This is a genomic window from Alloprevotella tannerae ATCC 51259, from assembly GCF_000159995.1.
Classification (GTDB): Bacteria; Bacteroidota; Bacteroidia; order Bacteroidales; family Bacteroidaceae; genus Alloprevotella; species Alloprevotella tannerae.
On the sequence record NZ_GG700642.1, the window covers coordinates 674644 to 689697 of the forward strand.

Annotated in this window: 12 protein-coding genes; 7 read left to right on the top strand and 5 right to left on the bottom strand. The window is 52.2% G+C overall.

Translation table 11 applies throughout. The features are described 5' to 3' along the window. Positions 1-98 precede the first annotated feature (98 nt). The 4 genes from cysC (at position 99) to GCWU000325_RS02860 (ending at position 4622) form a co-directional block, all read left to right on the top strand. Entirely contained in the window at positions 99-725 is a 627-nt protein-coding gene (gene cysC / locus GCWU000325_RS02845) for an adenylyl-sulfate kinase (protein WP_006254537.1), read from the top strand. Positions 726-782: 57 nt separating this feature from the next. Beyond that, positions 783-1706 (top strand): sulfate adenylyltransferase subunit CysD, encoded by a 924-nt coding sequence (cysD, locus tag GCWU000325_RS02850; protein WP_006254538.1) that lies wholly within the window; start codon positions 783-785, stop codon positions 1704-1706. A 41-nt stretch (positions 1707-1747) separates the two neighbouring features. Next, positions 1748-3250 (top strand): sulfate adenylyltransferase subunit CysN, encoded by a 1503-nt coding sequence (gene cysN, locus GCWU000325_RS02855; RefSeq protein ID WP_006254539.1) that lies wholly within the window; start codon positions 1748-1750, stop codon positions 3248-3250. Positions 3251-3353: 103 nt separating this feature from the next. Next, complete coding sequence (locus GCWU000325_RS02860) at positions 3354-4622, top strand: leucine-rich repeat domain-containing protein (protein ID WP_006254540.1); 1269 nt, start codon at positions 3354-3356, stop codon at positions 4620-4622. Between the two features lie 592 nt (positions 4623-5214). Here the strand turns inward: GCWU000325_RS02860 and GCWU000325_RS02865 are convergent. Both GCWU000325_RS02865 and clpB read right to left on the bottom strand, forming a co-directional pair. Next, complete coding sequence (locus GCWU000325_RS02865) at positions 5215-6621, bottom strand: MATE family efflux transporter (RefSeq protein ID WP_006254542.1); 1407 nt, start codon at positions 6619-6621, stop codon at positions 5215-5217. 179 nt (positions 6622-6800) lie between these two features. Next, positions 6801-9401, bottom strand: coding sequence for an ATP-dependent chaperone ClpB (clpB, locus tag GCWU000325_RS02870; RefSeq protein ID WP_040599226.1), 2601 nt, complete (start codon positions 9399-9401; stop codon positions 6801-6803). Between the two features lie 373 nt (positions 9402-9774). On the opposite strand from clpB, the gene GCWU000325_RS11890 reads away from it, so the two are divergent. The 3 genes from GCWU000325_RS11890 (at position 9775) to GCWU000325_RS12140 (ending at position 11339) form a co-directional block, all read left to right on the top strand. Next, the gene (locus GCWU000325_RS11890) at positions 9775-10029 is read left to right on the top strand and encodes a hypothetical protein (RefSeq protein WP_006254547.1); all 255 of its coding nucleotides are present in this window, start codon (positions 9775-9777) and stop codon (positions 10027-10029) included. A 71-nt stretch (positions 10030-10100) separates the two neighbouring features. Continuing rightward, entirely contained in the window at positions 10101-11129 is a 1029-nt protein-coding gene (gene recA / locus GCWU000325_RS02880; RefSeq protein WP_006254549.1) for a recombinase RecA, read from the top strand. Between the two features lie 72 nt (positions 11130-11201). Then, on the top strand, positions 11202-11339 hold the full coding sequence (locus GCWU000325_RS12140) for a hypothetical protein (protein WP_006254551.1): 138 nt from the start codon (positions 11202-11204) through the stop codon (positions 11337-11339). 23 nt (positions 11340-11362) lie between these two features. On the opposite strand, the gene GCWU000325_RS02885 is transcribed toward GCWU000325_RS12140, so the two are convergent. The 3 genes from GCWU000325_RS02885 to GCWU000325_RS02900 all read right to left on the bottom strand — a co-directional run bounded on the left by GCWU000325_RS02885 (position 11363) and on the right by GCWU000325_RS02900 (position 15046). Then, entirely contained in the window at positions 11363-11899 is a 537-nt protein-coding gene (locus tag GCWU000325_RS02885; protein WP_006254552.1) for an HD domain-containing protein, read from the bottom strand. Beyond that, positions 11896-12267, bottom strand: coding sequence for a dihydroneopterin aldolase (folB, locus tag GCWU000325_RS02890; RefSeq protein ID WP_006254553.1), 372 nt, complete (start codon positions 12265-12267; stop codon positions 11896-11898). Before folB ends, GCWU000325_RS02885 begins: the two co-directional genes overlap by 4 nt. A gap of 304 nt (positions 12268-12571) precedes the next feature. Further along, positions 12572-15046, bottom strand: a complete 2475-nt coding sequence (locus GCWU000325_RS02900; RefSeq protein ID WP_006254555.1) for a bifunctional UDP-N-acetylmuramoyl-tripeptide:D-alanyl-D-alanine ligase/alanine racemase — start codon at positions 15044-15046, stop codon at positions 12572-12574. Between the last annotated feature and the right edge of the window lie 8 nt (positions 15047-15054).

The window sequence follows — 15054 nt, forward strand, 5'->3', positions numbered from 1 at the left end:
TGCATTATTTCTTCAGAATTATTACGCAAAGCTGGTATCTTGTGTACTTAAAATTTGTAACTTTGCCGAAAACTACAGCTCGTCAATCCGCTTACAATATGGACGCAACGAAGAATATTTATCCCGTCTTCGACAAGATGGCCGACCGCTCTGCCTATGAGGCCTTACTCGGACAGCGCGGCGTGATGCTTTGGTTTACGGGCCTAAGCGGATCGGGTAAGACTACGCTGGCTTTGGCTTTAGAGTGCGAACTCTTACAACGGGGGCGCCTCTGCCGACTACTCGATGGCGACAATATCCGCACGGGACTGAATAGCAACTTAGGCTTTAGCGCCGAAGACCGCCGCGAGAATATTCGCCGTATCGCTGAAGTTGGCAAACTCTTCGTCGATACCGGCATTATTACGATAGCAGCATTTATCAGTCCGACGCAGGCTATGCGTGCTATGGCCGAAGAGATCATTGGCGGGGAGCATTTCAAAGAGGTTTATATTTCAACCCCATTGGAAGTCTGCGAAGCGCGCGATGTGAAAGGCTTATATGCTCGCGCTCGCCGCGGCGAGATTCCTAACTTCACGGGCATCTCTGCGCCTTTTGAAGCGCCGCTACATCCGGCACTCTCCTTAGACACTTCGCGCCTCGACTTTTCTACTTGCCTTCAACGTCTGCTCGACTTGGCCTGTCCGCCAACAGCAGGGCCGGAAAGCAACAACAAGGACGCATAACAACACAACTAAAGAGAAAGACTACCGGAAAGTGCTCACGACAAACGAACGAACAAGATGAACGACCAAACTATAGCATCCTACAGCCTCAGCCACCTACAAGAGTTAGAGGCCGAAGCCATTCACATTATCCGCGAAGTAGCTGCCGAATTCGAAAACCCGGTAATGCTTTACAGCATCGGGAAAGACTCGGGCGTTATGGCGCGCTTGGCAGAAAAGGCTTTTTATCCGGGCCGTCCGCCCTTCCCGCTGATGCACATTGACTCAAAGTGGAAGTTTAAGGAGATGATTAGTTTTCGCGACAACTACGCTCGCGAGCACGGTTGGCAACTAATTGTCAAAAGCAACGACGAAGCCTTTCAAGCCGGCGTAGGTCCTTTTACACACGGATCTAAAGTTCATACGGATTTAATGAAGACCCAAGCGCTGCTGGAGGGTTTGAAAGAATACGAGTTTGACGCAGCCTTCGGCGGCGCCCGCCGCGACGAGGAGAAATCGCGCGCCAAAGAGCGTATCTTCTCTTTTCGCGACGAGTTTCAACAGTGGGATCCGAAGAATCAACGGCCCGAGCTCTGGGACATCTATAATACGCGTATCCACAAAGGCGAAAGCATCCGCGTCTTTCCTTTGAGCAATTGGACGGAACTGGATGTATGGCAATACATACGCTTAGAGAAGATCCCTATCGTGCCTTTGTATTACGCAAAAGAGCGCCCCGTTGTCAACATAGATGGGCAATGGATTATGCCGGACGACGAGCGTCTTCCGGAGAAGTATCGCGATAAAATAGAGATGCGCAAGGTGCGCTTCCGCACTTTAGGCTGCTGGCCGCTGACGGGAGCCATAGAGAGCGAAGCTGATACGATAGAAAAGATCGTAGAAGAAATGATGACGACCAACAAGAGTGAGCGCACGACGCGTGTGATCGACTTCGACCAAGAGGCGTCGATGGAGCAGAAGAAGCGCGAAGGCTACTTCTAAATCAAAGACGCAAGCGCAACAATCTAACAAACAGAAGCACCATGCACAGCAATCCTTCCAATAATATAAGCAAGACACAAAGTTCTATCGAAGCTTTTCTCGATCAAGACGAGCGCAAAGACCAACTGCGCCTATTGACCGCCGGCTCTGTCGATGATGGAAAATCTACGCTCATAGGCCGCCTGCTCTTTGATAGCAAGAAATTATACGAGGACCAACTCGTCGCGCTCCGGCGCGACAGCAAGCGCGTCGGCAACGCGGGCGAGCACATCGACTATGCACTCCTGCTCGACGGACTCAAGGCTGAGCGCGAAGAAGGCATCACGATCGACGTCGCTTATCGCTATTTCTCGACCAACAAGCGCAAGTTTATCATAGCAGATACACCGGGGCACGAACAATATACGCGCAATATGATCACAGGTGGCTCTACGGCTAACCTCGCAATCATTTTAGTAGATGCGCGCAACGGCGTTATCACGCAGACGCGGCGCCATACGTTTCTCGCCTCCCTTTTAGGCATTCGCCACCTTGTCTTGGCGGTCAACAAGATGGACTTGGTCGCTTTCGACGAAAAGGTTTTTAAGGATATTGTTGCTGATTTCCGCACTTTTACCACGCCTTTGGGCTTAGACGATGTGACCTGCATTCCGCTCTCCGCCTTAGAGGGCGACAATGTCGTAGAAAAGAGCGACCGCACGCCGTGGTACGACGGCCCGAGTTTGCTCGAATTCTTAGAAAACGTCCATATTGGCAACGACCATAACCTAAAAGATTTTCGCTTTCCCGTGCAATACGTCTCGCGCCCCAACTTAGACTTCCGCGGCTTCTGCGGAAAAGTCGTTTCGGGCGTAGTGCGCGTCGGCGATGAAGTATGTGCGCTGCCTTCGGGCAAGCGTTCGCGCATCAAGCGCATTGTTAAGCCTTACGCGCCCTCTGTTCCGACGATCGACAAAGGCTGTGCGAAAGAAGCGTATGTAGATTATGCCTTCCCGCCTCAAAGTGTGACGCTCGTTCTAACAGACGAGATCGACGTAAGTCGCGGCGAGATGCTCGTACATCCCGATAATCTTCCTTTTGTAGGCCGCACGTTCTCGACAATGCTGGTATGGATGGACGAAGAAGCAATGAACGACCCCAAGAAGTCGTATTATCTGAAGCAGACGACTAACACGACGCGCTGCCGCATTGATCATATCGACTACAAAATCGACGTCAACACGATGGAGCATAGCGCTGTGACGGCCCTGCACCTCAACGAGATCGCCCGCGTCGCGATTCAGACGTCCAAACCCCTCTTCTTTGATGCTTACGACAGCAACAAGCCGACTGGCTCTTTCATCTTGATCGACCCGATCACCAACAGCACCGCCGCCGTTGGTATGATCATCGCACCGGTTACGGAAAAGGACTTACACGCAGCTGATGCACTGCCAACAATCGACTTGCGCAAGCTCGACATTGCGCCGGTTCATCACGAAGCAGTCCGAAAGGTTGTCGAGTCGCTCGCGCGCCAGGGTCTTGACATCAAACTTATTGAATAATCGCGCGCCGCAGCGGAGCAACCCCGCTGATAGGCGCCCTACAATAATGTATTCATTTAACCCACAATCAACCACCGCCACAAGCTGTACAAACAAACACACTATGAGAAGAACTTTACCCATCATTGCGTTCCTGCTATTGTCTATTATGCAGGTATGTGCGCAGCAAAAGAACTATGACTTCAAAGAAGGCAAGCTCTTTTACAAAATTACAGATGCCGGAAAGCATACGGTAGAAGTTACACCCGAGCTCGACGAACTCTTAAAGACCAACGGCTCGTTCTACAACAATCCGCTCGAAGGCGACATCGTGATCCCCAATAAGGTGGAGCACCAAGGACAGCAATATTACGTGAGTGCCATTCGCGACAACGCCTTCGGCGGATGCGGAAAGATCACGTCAGTATCCATTCCGGCTAACGTAGGGCGCTTAGGCGACCAAGTCTTTCTCTCTTGCACAGGACTGCAGCGCATTACGGTCGACCCCGAAAACCCGATGCTGAAAGACATCGACGGCGTTCTCTTCGACAAGAGCGGAAAAAAGCTGCTATCATTTCCCAATATGCGCACAGCAAACTATGAAGTGCCCGAGGGAACGGTTGAAGTGACACCGGCTGCGTTCTTCCTTTGCAATGCCGTAGAGACCGTTAAGTTTCCCTCCACGTTGAAAAGCATCGGCTTTGTAGCCTTTGGCCACTGCCTGAAGTTGCGCGAAGTAACGGTACCGGAAAATGTTACGGAACTTGGCGACTATGCTTTCTACAACTGCACTGCGCTGGAAAAGGCCATCATCAAGGCCGACATTTCTGAGATCAAACAATATATGTTCAGCCGCTGCACCTCGCTGAAGGAAGTATCAATCCCCTCCTCTGTCGAGTTTATCCGCACGTGGGCCTTTAGCGATTGTGCCCCGATGAAATCCATCACGCTGCCCGAAGGTCTGAAAGGCATCGATGCTGAAGCCTTCAATGGTTGCACATCGCTCAGTGAGATCACGCTTCCTGAAGGTTTGGAGCAACTCGGTGCCCACGCTTTCGACCGCTGCAAGGCGCTCAAGAGCATCACGTGCTTGCGCAACGAACCTTTAGTGCAAGGAGAGACGATGGGCGTTAGCGTCTTTGACGGTGTAGATAAAAACCTTTGCGAACTAAAGGTGCCCCGCGGCTACAAAGATCAATATGCAGCTGCCGAACAGTGGAAAGAATTTACCAACATCTCTGAGCACGACCTCACGGGCATCAGTCTTCCTATCAATCAAGGCCGGACAATGAAGACGACAATCTTTACGCTCAACGGTCAACGCTTGCCGGCCAACGCGCAGCCCGCACAAGGCCTCTACATCATCAACGGCAAGAAAGTCTACGTCAAGTAAGACGATAAGCATAAAGCAATTATACCGTTTCCGGAGCGACCCCTTGCAGACCAAGCATCTGCAGCGGGTCGCTTTGCTTTATCTACCCTTTCGTCGCTACCCTCACTGCGCCTTCAGCGGCGCACACAAATACGCATACAAGTTGATATTCAAGGTATAAAACTTATTGTTTGCGCATTGCCAACGCGTCATATTATCGTTTGCTGCCACCAAACAATAGTATGCTCCCACCAAACTATCGTTTGCTGCCACCAAACCATCGTTTGCTCCCGGCAAACGAAATAAGGACGGGCACAAGGCAAGGAAAAAGGCCGCTCCAAGCGAACGAATCCGGCCTTAAAGATGAATGAAATTTGTTGAAAAATAATGTAACCAAAAGATTATGATTTACCACGGCGAGTAAATCATAAAAAGCGAAGCATATCCGTCTATTTCAGAAGAATATGCTACAAAACACATGCGCCGTGCGTTATTAAAATCCAGACGGGGAGCAAACAGATCGAGCGCTAAAAAGCAACGCTATAGGCGGCAGCATTCCCGCCAAGGACAAAAGGAGCGGCAAGGTGGAGGAGGTCGGCAGTAGCGTAGCGCGTCAAACTTTCTTTACCCGCAGGCGCATCCAGCCGAGGAAGATGAGTCCGCGGAAACACAACTCTACGCACATCGCAATCCACACGCCGCGCAGCCCATAGGAGTCTACGAGCAGGGCAGCCAGCGTTAGGCGGACGGCCCAGATACTAAAAAGGTTCATAGCCGCCGGCACGATCGTGCGACCAAGACCTACGAAGACGCCATACACGACGATGGACGCCGCAAACATAGGCTCGGCAAAGGCTTCTATGCGCAAAATGCTGACGCCCAAAGTTTGCACTTCCATATCCGGCGTAAAGAGGGCCATCATCAGCGGCGCAGCTGCGTAAAGAACAACGCCCATCAGCGTCATGACGGCTATGCCGGTCCAAGTAGTCAAGTGGGCGAAACTGTAAGTCAACTCTTTGCGACCGGCGCCCACGCTTTGTCCGACGAGCGTAATAGCGGCATCGCCTACACCATAGCCCGGCAGATAGCAAAGACTTTCGGCCGTGATGGCAAACGAATTGGCAGCTATCGCCACATTGCCCAAGGGGGCTACAATCACAGTCGAAAGGATTTGTGCACCGCACATCACCGCGCGCTCCAGCGCCATCGGCAAACTCACGCGAAAGGCGCGCTTCAAGATGCGCGAGGCCGTCAGGACGGGGCGCTCCTTACGCTTAAAAATATGCAAATCGGGGCAGCGACAGCACAAATAATACGTCATGGAAAGGGCCGTAATCACTTCGGCAATGGCCGTACCCAAAGCAGCGCCGGTCACGCCGAGATCAGCACCGGGCACGTGGATTTGCAGACCAAAGAAAGTCAGTTCGCGCGAAGGGAAAATCAGCAGCCAGTTGAGCAATACGTCCCATACGCACATCAGAATGTTGAGCAAAGTGGGCACCGCGACGTTGCCGGCGGCTCGCAAGGCGTTGCAGGCCAAGAAATTGAGCTGAATAAAGGGAACGCCGAGGCTAAAAATAAAAAAATAGGCCGTGGCATCGGCATGAATCGACGCGTCGCCGCGTAGCCAGCGCGGCAGAGCGCCACTAATGGCGCAGCCCACCAACAAGAGGACGGCGCTGAGTAGCAGGACGCATTTGAAACCCGTACGCAGCACGTCGCGGGCAGCGCGAAAATCGCCGCCACCAATCTGATGGGCAACCTGAACGGAAAAGCCCGTCGCAGCAGAAAAGCATAGGCCGCCGAAAAGCCAAGTCGTAGTGGTCACAATCCCGACGGCGGCGGCCGGATCTGCGCCCAAGCGGCCGACCATGGCAGCGTCGATGTATTGCATCACAATCGTAGAAAACTGCGCTAAAATGGCCGGCAAACCGAGGAGGGCGATCAGGCGAAATTGGGCTGAACGCTGCAATTCCTCTCCGTTGCGTATCTTCAAAAGAAGTCGATCTTTTAGTTTCATTGTGCCGATAAGTGGAGCCAAAGTTACGCATTTCGCCGGCGTTTCTCGATGCGCCGCTTGAATAATAAATCCCGAGGCGCGTCAATTCCGCTTCCGAAAGGCGTTCAAGTGCTTGATAAGCACAAAAAAAGCCGCGCCAAAACGTCGAAACGTAATGGCGCGGCCGCTTTATTGTTGGCTTAGTCGTTGCTAAAAGAGAGGGCATCGCCCGCAGCCCGAACGCGGATGGGGCGGCTCTTGTCGATCGCGCCGCTCAGCAAAGACTTACTCAAATCATTGAGCAACAAACGCTGCAGCGAACGCTTCACAGGGCGCGCGCCAAACTCCGGATCAAAGCCGGCTTCGGCAATTTGCGCGATAGCATCGTCATCTACTTGCAGCGAAATGCCTTGTTCGGCTAAGCGATTTACGATCGCGGCAACCTGCAAACGGACGATAAGACGGATTTCTTCTTTCTTCAGCGGCTGGAACATAATGATGTCGTCGATACGATTGAGGAATTCCGGCCGAATCGTCTTCTTTAGCATCTCAAAAACGCCTTCTTTTGTCTCGTCCAGCAGATGTTCTTGCTCGCTTTCCGACTTCCCGCGCATTTCATCAAACTTGCTTTGGATAAACCCCGACCCAAGGTTTGAAGTCATGATGATGATGGTATTTTTAAAGTTGACCACGCGTCCTTTATTGTCGGTCAAGCGGCCGTCGTCAAGCACTTGGAGCAAAATATTGAAGACGTCGGGATGGGCTTTCTCGATCTCATCGAAAAGAACTACGCTATAAGGTTTGCGGCGCACAGCTTCGGTCAACTGGCCGCCCTCTTCGTAGCCTACATATCCCGGAGGCGCTCCGACCAAACGCGAGACGCTGAATTTTTCCTGATACTCGCTCATATCAATCCGCGTCATCAGCGATTCGTCATTAAAGAGGTATTCTGCCAAAGCCTTAGCCAACTCAGTTTTTCCCACGCCCGTAGTACCCAAAAAGATGAACGAACCAATCGGACGCTTAGGGTCTTGCAAGCCCGCCCGACTACGACGAACGGCGTCAGCAACGGCCGTTATCGCTTCATCTTGTCCGATTACGCGCTGATGCAGTTCGGCTTCGAGGTGCACAAGCTTTTCGCGCTCGCTTTGCAGCATTCGACTGACGGGAATGCCGGTCCATCGGCTGACAACGTCGGCTATGTCGTCGGCCGTCACCTCTTCTTTCACCAGAGCCTCATTGCCTTGTCGCTGCTTCAAGTCTTCCTGGATTTTATCGATCTCTGCTTGTAGCGCCTGCAACTTGCCATAGCGAATTTCGGCCACGCGTTCATAATTACCTTCGCGCTCAGCGCGGTCGGCTTCAAACTTAAGGCGCTCCATCTCCTTCTTATTTTCTTGGATCTTATTCAGGAGTTCGCGCTCACCTTCCCATTTTGCCCGGAAATTTTTCTCGCGTTCTTCAAGCGTCGCAATCTCTTTATTGAGTTGCGCCAACTTATTTTCATCATTCTCGCGTTTGATGGCCTCGCGCTCAATCTCCAATTGGCGCAAGCGGCGTGTGATTTCATCCAACTCTTCCGGTTGTGAATCGCGCTCCATACGCAGTTTGGCAGCCGCCTCATCCATTAAATCAATCGCCTTATCCGGCAAGAAACGATCCGAGATGTAACGGTGCGAAAGTTGCACGGCAGCAATGATGGCGTCGTCCTGAATGCGCACCTTGTGGTGGTTTTCGTAGCGCTCCTTGAGTCCACGCAGAATCGAGATCGCATCTTCTGTGCTTGGTTCGTCCACAGTTACCGTTTGGAAACGCCTTTCAAGCGCCTTGTCCTTCTCAAAATATTTTTGATACTCCTCAAGTGTCGTCGCGCCGATCGTACGAATCTCGCCCCTTGATAGCGCCGGCTTCAAAATATTTGCGGCATCCATCGCTCCTTCTCCTTTACCGGCGCCCACAAGCGTGTGGATTTCGTCGATAAAGAGAATGATACGGCCATCCGAGCCAACGACTTCATTGACCACACTCTTCAAGCGCTCTTCAAACTCGCCCTTATATTTAGCGCCGGCCAGCAATGCGCCCATATCGAGCGAGAAGAGTTGCTTCTCGCGCAAGTTTTCAGGCACATCACCTCTGACAATGCGTTCTGCAATGCCTTCAACGATGGCCGTCTTTCCCGTTCCCGGCTCACCAATCAAGATGGGATTATTCTTTGTACGCCGACTCAGAATCTGCAATACGCGCCGAATTTCTTCATCTCGCCCTATCACGGGGTCCAACTTTCCGCTGCGCGCTTCTTCGACCAAGTTGCGTGCAAATTTGGCCAATGCTTGATACGTCTCCTCGCTCGAAGCTGACGTAGCCTTCCGCCCACCGCGCAGTTCGCCAATCGCTTTTTTCAGTCCGTCCTCCGTCAAGCCGGCATCGCGCAACAATTGCGCCGTACTGCTCGGCGTTATGAGCAGCGCCAACAGCATAGGCTCAAGGCCCACAAAGCTATCGCCCATCTGCTTCGCAATGTCTACGGCCTTGGTCAAAGCCGCGTTGGCTTCTCTATCTAAATAAGGCTCTCCGCCACTGACGCGTGGCAGACGCGCTGCCTCTTGCGTAGCATTCTGAGCGACCTGCTGAAGATTAACGCCCATTTTTCCGAAGAGAAATTGCGTCACGTTTTCGCCGACCTCCAACACGCCGAGCAGCAAGTGTATCGTGCCGACAGCCTGTTGCCCACCACGCTCGGCCTTGTTCAGCGCCTGCTGAACGGCCTCTTGCGCTTTTATTGTAAAGTTATCAAATTTCATATCGTCTTTCTTTTTTAGTTTTACTACCCTCTGTCCAAACTTTATGCCGCACGTAATAAGCCTGACAAATTGGCAGTTAGCATCCAATAAATATCAAATTCGTTTGCCCACGCAGCAAGAGAGAAAAAGAGAAATGTCCATTGTTGACCGGTTGTTTCTACATTTCCCGCCCTACCTCCGTACCCCCTCAGCCTAAGTCCCGCCGCACACAGCCTCCCCCTATCTCTAAACGACAAGAGAACCACTTTCCGAGTTTCCGCTATCGAATTTGGTCGCACCCGCTCCCACTGCGCCACCCCCAAGTCGCATCAAACGTTTGTACCATCGTGAGCGTAGACCTTTTTCATCACGAGCGCAAAGGTGTACGCTCACGATGAAAAGTACTTTTTATCGTGATGAAAAACCAAAAACAGCAAAGCAAAGCCCTTTGCAAGCGAAGCGCGCGCACGCAAAATCCGGACAAAGACGGGCGCAAAAGGCCACTCGCTATGACGCCAATAGGCGCGGGGAAACGGGCGGACAAAGCAGGCGGCAGCTGGAAAAAAGAGAAGAAAAGGAAAACAAAAGGGCGGCATTTTTAACAGCGCAAAGGGCAAATACATTTGGCCGACTAAGGGAAAAAGCTTAAATTTGCGAAATATTTTTGCCGCATTATCTAAAGATAAAATCAGGCATTTACCATCAGCAAATCAACCGACAATGGCTAAAAAAGAAGATACAGCAAACCAAGGTGCGAGCGAGAAACTCAAAGCCTTGCAGGCCGCAATGGCCAAGATTGAGAAAGATTTTGGCAAAGGCTCTATTATGAAATTAGACGACGAGGAAGTCGAAGATATTGAAGTCATCCCGACGGGTAGCATAGCCCTCAACGACGCTCTCGGCGTGGGCGGTTATCCCAAGGGCCGCATCATCGAAATCTATGGTCCTGAAGGCTCCGGAAAGACGACGCTGGCCATCCACGCCATAGCCGAAGCGCAGCGGCGGGGCGGCATCGCGGCCTTTATCGACGCTGAACACGCCTTTGATCGCTTCTACGCGGAAAAATTGGGCGTCAATCTGAGTGAATTGCTGATCTCGCAGCCGGACAACGGCGAACAGGCGCTTGAGATCGCCGACCAACTGATTCGCTCTTCAGCCATTGACATCATCGTGATCGACTCCGTGGCGGCGCTGACGCCGAAAGCGGAAATAGAAGGCGACATGGGCGACAACAAGGTAGGCTTGCAGGCCCGCTTGATGAGTCAGGCGCTACGCAAACTCACCTCTACGATCAGCAAGACCAACACGACGTGCATCTTTATCAACCAGTTGCGCGAGAAGATCGGCATCACCTTTGGCAATCCGGAGACGACGACGGGCGGCAATGCCTTAAAGTTCTACTCCAGCGTGCGCTTAGACATTCGCAAAGCGACCAGCTTAAAAGATGGCGACCACGTCTACGGCAATCTTGTACGCGTGAAGGTCGTAAAGAACAAGGTAGCACCGCCGTTCCGCAAGGTAGAATTTGAAATTACGTTTGGTGAGGGCATTTCTCACATCGGTGAGATCGTCGATCTGGGCGTCGAATTGGAAATCATCAAAAAGAGTGGTTCGTGGTTCAGCTATGGGGAAACCCGACTCTGCCAAGGACGCGATGCACTCAAGCGCTTGCTGGCCGACAACATTGAGTTGACGGAAGAAATAGAAGAGCAGATCAAGGCGGCGCTGCACGAAAGAAGAGCAAAATAAAAATGCCGCGTCAGATAAAGGAAAACTGACGCACGCAGGCAACATATTTTTATACGATAATAATTTTAGGGTATGGCCGAGTGGGGACGTGATGTCGCCACTCGGTTTTTTGCAGGCCACCAGTCGGATGGCAACTTCATGCTGCGAAGGTTTGCAGACGGCATGGAAGCGCTGATCGCCACCGAAATGCCGCTGCATCAACGCCGTTGAAGCCGGAAGCCAGCGAAAGAGCGTCAGCCGTAGCGCTCGTCCCACGCCTGGAAGATGGCCGGACTTTTTGGGCCAAACTTAGCCAAGCTCTTCACGACTTGGGCTGCGGTCTTCTCCGCGTCGGGGTGACTTTTCGAGAAAAATTTATCGGCATAGCAGATCACTTTTTCCGCTTCCGTCTCCGGCCGGAAGTCTTCAAGTGGTAGTGGCAGCCCCTGACGACGTATGTCTTCAGCCGTTAACCCCGTGCCGGTGTGACGTTCGCAGATGCGCGCCAAATCTTCGCGTCCCTCCTTACGCATCAGTTCGGCGCCAAGACGTCCGTGCAAGAGATAAGGCTCGCTGCCGTGGCAAAAAATGCCGGGTGCGTCGGTCAGAAATATACCCACATCGTGGAGCATAGCCCCTTCATAGACCAATTGTCGGTCGAGCTGCAACTCTGGGTGGCGCTCGCAAACGGCTAAAGCCTTATCAGCCACCTGCCGACTGTGCTTCAAAAGCAAACGTCGCAAGGGGTCGTCGGCCGGATAGTACTTATATATAATGTCTAAGGGATTCATCGCGTGGCAGTGAGACAAACGGCTGCTTTAGCGCCGTCGGCAGAGAACGGAGGATTGATTTTGATCACTTCGACGGCGGCTTTCTCCACCAGATCAAAACGATTGAAAAGGCGCGTCAGGATGCGCTGCGCCACGTGCTCGAGCAAGGCTGACGGAGCGGCCATCTCGGCCTGTACGATTTGGTAGGCTTCGGCGTAATTGACCGTCCCCTCGAGTTGATCCGTGTAGGTAGCATCGGCTACGGCACTCAACGTCAGAGAAAGATTGACGCAGTAGTCGTTGCCCACAACGCGCTCTTGCGGCAACACGCCATGATAAGCGCGAAAACGCAAGTCGGAGAGTCGTATTTCAGTTGGATGAATGTGCATTTTCAGTATGGTTTCGTTGATAATTGGTTAAAGGAAATGCATTGTCAGCGTTTGCGACGCCTTGATCGCTTTTTGTCGGTTCGCAAGGCACCTGCGCCGGTTCAGCACAGAAAATGATTAACCGCATATCTGCTATGGTTAAGCAAACATGCGGTTGAATCAATTTTTTATCTCTATATTTAGTTCTTGTGTAATGCAAAGATACGGCGAAACGACGCATTTGTGCGCCATAAGATACGTTTTCCTTCCGTTTGTTTGCGTTATTTAAAAAGAGCATTTCGATTTTGTCAAGTCAAACATGCAATCATTCTTGATAATAGATGCGCTTTACGCGATTGCTAACGCTCGTCAGTATCTCGTAAGGTATCGTTTCGAGGGCATCACTCAAGACCGTGATGGGCAAATGTGGGCCGAAAACTTCCACACTATCGCCCTCCTTGCAGGGAATGTCGGTGACGTCGATCATACAAACGTCCATACAAATATTTCCTACGTAATAGGCCTTCCGGCCATTGACCAAGCAGTAGGCACGCCGATTGCCTAAATGGCGATTCAGTCCGTCGGCATACCCGATAGGGATGGCGGCGATGCGGGAATTGCGCTCGAGGACGCCCTTTCGACTATAGCCGACGGTCTCGCCGGCCTGCACATCACGGATTTGGAGAATGGTCGTTTTAAGCGTCGTCACATTATTGATAATATGATTGTCGATAGGATCTACCCCGTACAAGCCAAGGCCAAGGCGGACCATGTCGAGGTGGCGCTGCGGAAAGCGCTCGATGCCGGCGCTGTTGCAGATATGGCGCAAGATCTTATGCGAAAAAGCAGCCTGCAACTGCTGCGAGGCTTTGTCGAAGAGTTCAAATTGATGATCGGAGAAAGCGTCGAACGCGGGACTGTCGCTGCCCACAAAATGAGAGAAGACGGAGCGCGGGATCAAGGCGGCTTGATGGTGGAGGCGATCGATCAAGGCCGGCATATCGTGGAGTGGATCAAAGCCGAGGCGCTTCATACCCGTATCGAGCTTGATGTGGATCGGAAAATTGGTGATGCCTTGCTGTTTGGCGGCGCGGATGAGGGCTTCCAACAAACTGAAATCATAGACTTCGGGCTCTAAATCGTAGGCAAAGAGGGTATTGAACGAGGACATCTCGGGATTCATGATGATGATATTACTCGTAATACCGGCCTTGCGCAGGTCGGCGCCCTCATCGGCTACGGCGACAGCCAGATAATCGACGCCGCGATCTTGTAGGGTTTTCGCGATTTCCACACTTCCGGCGCCGTAAGCGGAAGCTTTGACCATGCAAACTATCTTCGTCTCGGGCTTCATAAAGCTTCGGAAGTAATTAAGGTTGGCCGCGATGGCCGCTAAGTCGACTTCGAGGATCGTTTCGTGCACCTTGAGCGAAAGGAGTTCGGTAAGCGCCTCAAAATTATAAGCTCTCGCGCCCTTGAGCAGTACCATTTCATTGCGTAAACGGCCGACTTTTCCGCTCTCTAACAGGGCTTTCGTCGTCGGATAAAAGACGGCGTCGATCTTAAACAAGTCCTGCATCGCCGAAAGGTCGGGGCCGACGCCGATAAGTCGGTCCACGCGGCGGCGATTTACCATCTCGGCCACTTGCGCATAAAGTTGCTCGCGCGGCATGCCGCTCTGGCTGATATCGCTTAAGATTAAAGTCTTTCGCATACCAACTCTGTCGGGACGGCGCTGCATAAAATCGAGCGCAATATCCAAGGAGTTGACGTCGGAATTATAACTGTCGTTGATGAGAATGCAGCCGCGAACGCCTTGTTTCACCTCCAAGCGCATCGCAACCGGCTCCAAACGGGCCATACGCTGAGCAATAACGGCGGCATCTACGTGCAAGTAGAGGCAAACGGCCAAGCAATGGATGGCATTTTGCACGGAAGCCTCGTCGGTAAAGGGGATAAAGAAGTCGCTTTCTTGTTGTAGGTAGGCGTAAGTGATGTGTGTGCGCTCGCTTTCGTGCGCTACTTTGCGAATAACGAGCGGGCCTTCATCTTTCGTGCGAGACCAAGCGAGCTGATCGCCGGCAAAAGAGGCTTGGCGCACGCCTTCGGCAACGACAGGATCGTCGGCATCGTAAATAAGTACGTCGGCGTCTTTGAACAAGCTTAACTTCTCCGCGCATTTTTCTTCGAGGGAGGTAAAATTCTCTTGATGCGCTTGGCCAGTATTGGTCATTACGCCGATGCGGGGCTGAATAATGGGGCGCAAAGCGGACATTTCGCCGGGCTGAGAGATGCCGGCTTCAAAAATGCCCAATTGAGTTTGCGCGTTGAGCAGACAAACGGATAGCGGAACGCCCACTTGCGAGTTGTAAGAGCGCGGTGAGCGCGTGACAACCAATTGAGGTGATAGCAGTTGGTACAGCCATTCTTTGACAATGGTCTTTCCGTTGGAGCCTGTAATGCCTACGACGGGAATATCAAAGCGGCGGCGGTGGCATTCGGCCAAATGCTGGAGCGCTTTCAAGGGATCTGCAACCACATAAAAGGTGGCAGCGGGGAAGCGACTCGCATAATCGTCGGGCAAAGCGCTCACCACAAAATCACGCACACCGCGGCGGTAAAGATCTGCCACGTATTTGTGGCCATCATTGCGCTGAGAGCGCAAAGCGAAGAAAAGCGTAGCTTCAGGAAAGGCCAAAGAGCGGCTATCCGTCAAAAGCCAATCAATATTTTTGTCGGAGTTGGCTCCAAACCGATGCGCGTCAATGAGCGCTGTGATCTGTTCCGAGGTATAGTGCATAATGCTTG

Excerpts from the sequence above, each read along its gene's own strand:
- cysC (WP_006254537.1), top strand. The coding sequence starts at position 99 with ATGGACGCAACGAAGAATATTTATCCCGTCTTCGACAAGATGGCCGAC.
- cysD (WP_006254538.1), top strand. The coding sequence starts at position 783 with ATGAACGACCAAACTATAGCATCCTACAGCCTCAGCCACCTACAAGAG.
- cysN (WP_006254539.1), top strand. The coding sequence starts at position 1,748 with ATGCACAGCAATCCTTCCAATAATATAAGCAAGACACAAAGTTCTATC.
- GCWU000325_RS02860 (WP_006254540.1), top strand. The coding sequence starts at position 3,354 with ATGAGAAGAACTTTACCCATCATTGCGTTCCTGCTATTGTCTATTATG.
- GCWU000325_RS02865 (WP_006254542.1), bottom strand. The coding sequence starts at position 6,621 with ATGAAACTAAAAGATCGACTTCTTTTGAAGATACGCAACGGAGAGGAA.
- clpB (WP_040599226.1), bottom strand. The coding sequence starts at position 9,401 with ATGAAATTTGATAACTTTACAATAAAAGCGCAAGAGGCCGTTCAGCAG.
- GCWU000325_RS11890 (WP_006254547.1), top strand. The coding sequence starts at position 9,775 with ATGAAAAGTACTTTTTATCGTGATGAAAAACCAAAAACAGCAAAGCAA.
- recA (WP_006254549.1), top strand. The coding sequence starts at position 10,101 with ATGGCTAAAAAAGAAGATACAGCAAACCAAGGTGCGAGCGAGAAACTC.
- GCWU000325_RS12140 (WP_006254551.1), top strand. The coding sequence starts at position 11,202 with ATGGCCGAGTGGGGACGTGATGTCGCCACTCGGTTTTTTGCAGGCCAC.
- GCWU000325_RS02885 (WP_006254552.1), bottom strand. The coding sequence starts at position 11,899 with ATGAATCCCTTAGACATTATATATAAGTACTATCCGGCCGACGACCCC.
- folB (WP_006254553.1), bottom strand. The coding sequence starts at position 12,267 with ATGCACATTCATCCAACTGAAATACGACTCTCCGACTTGCGTTTTCGC.
- GCWU000325_RS02900 (WP_006254555.1), bottom strand. The coding sequence starts at position 15,046 with ATGCACTATACCTCGGAACAGATCACAGCGCTCATTGACGCGCATCGG.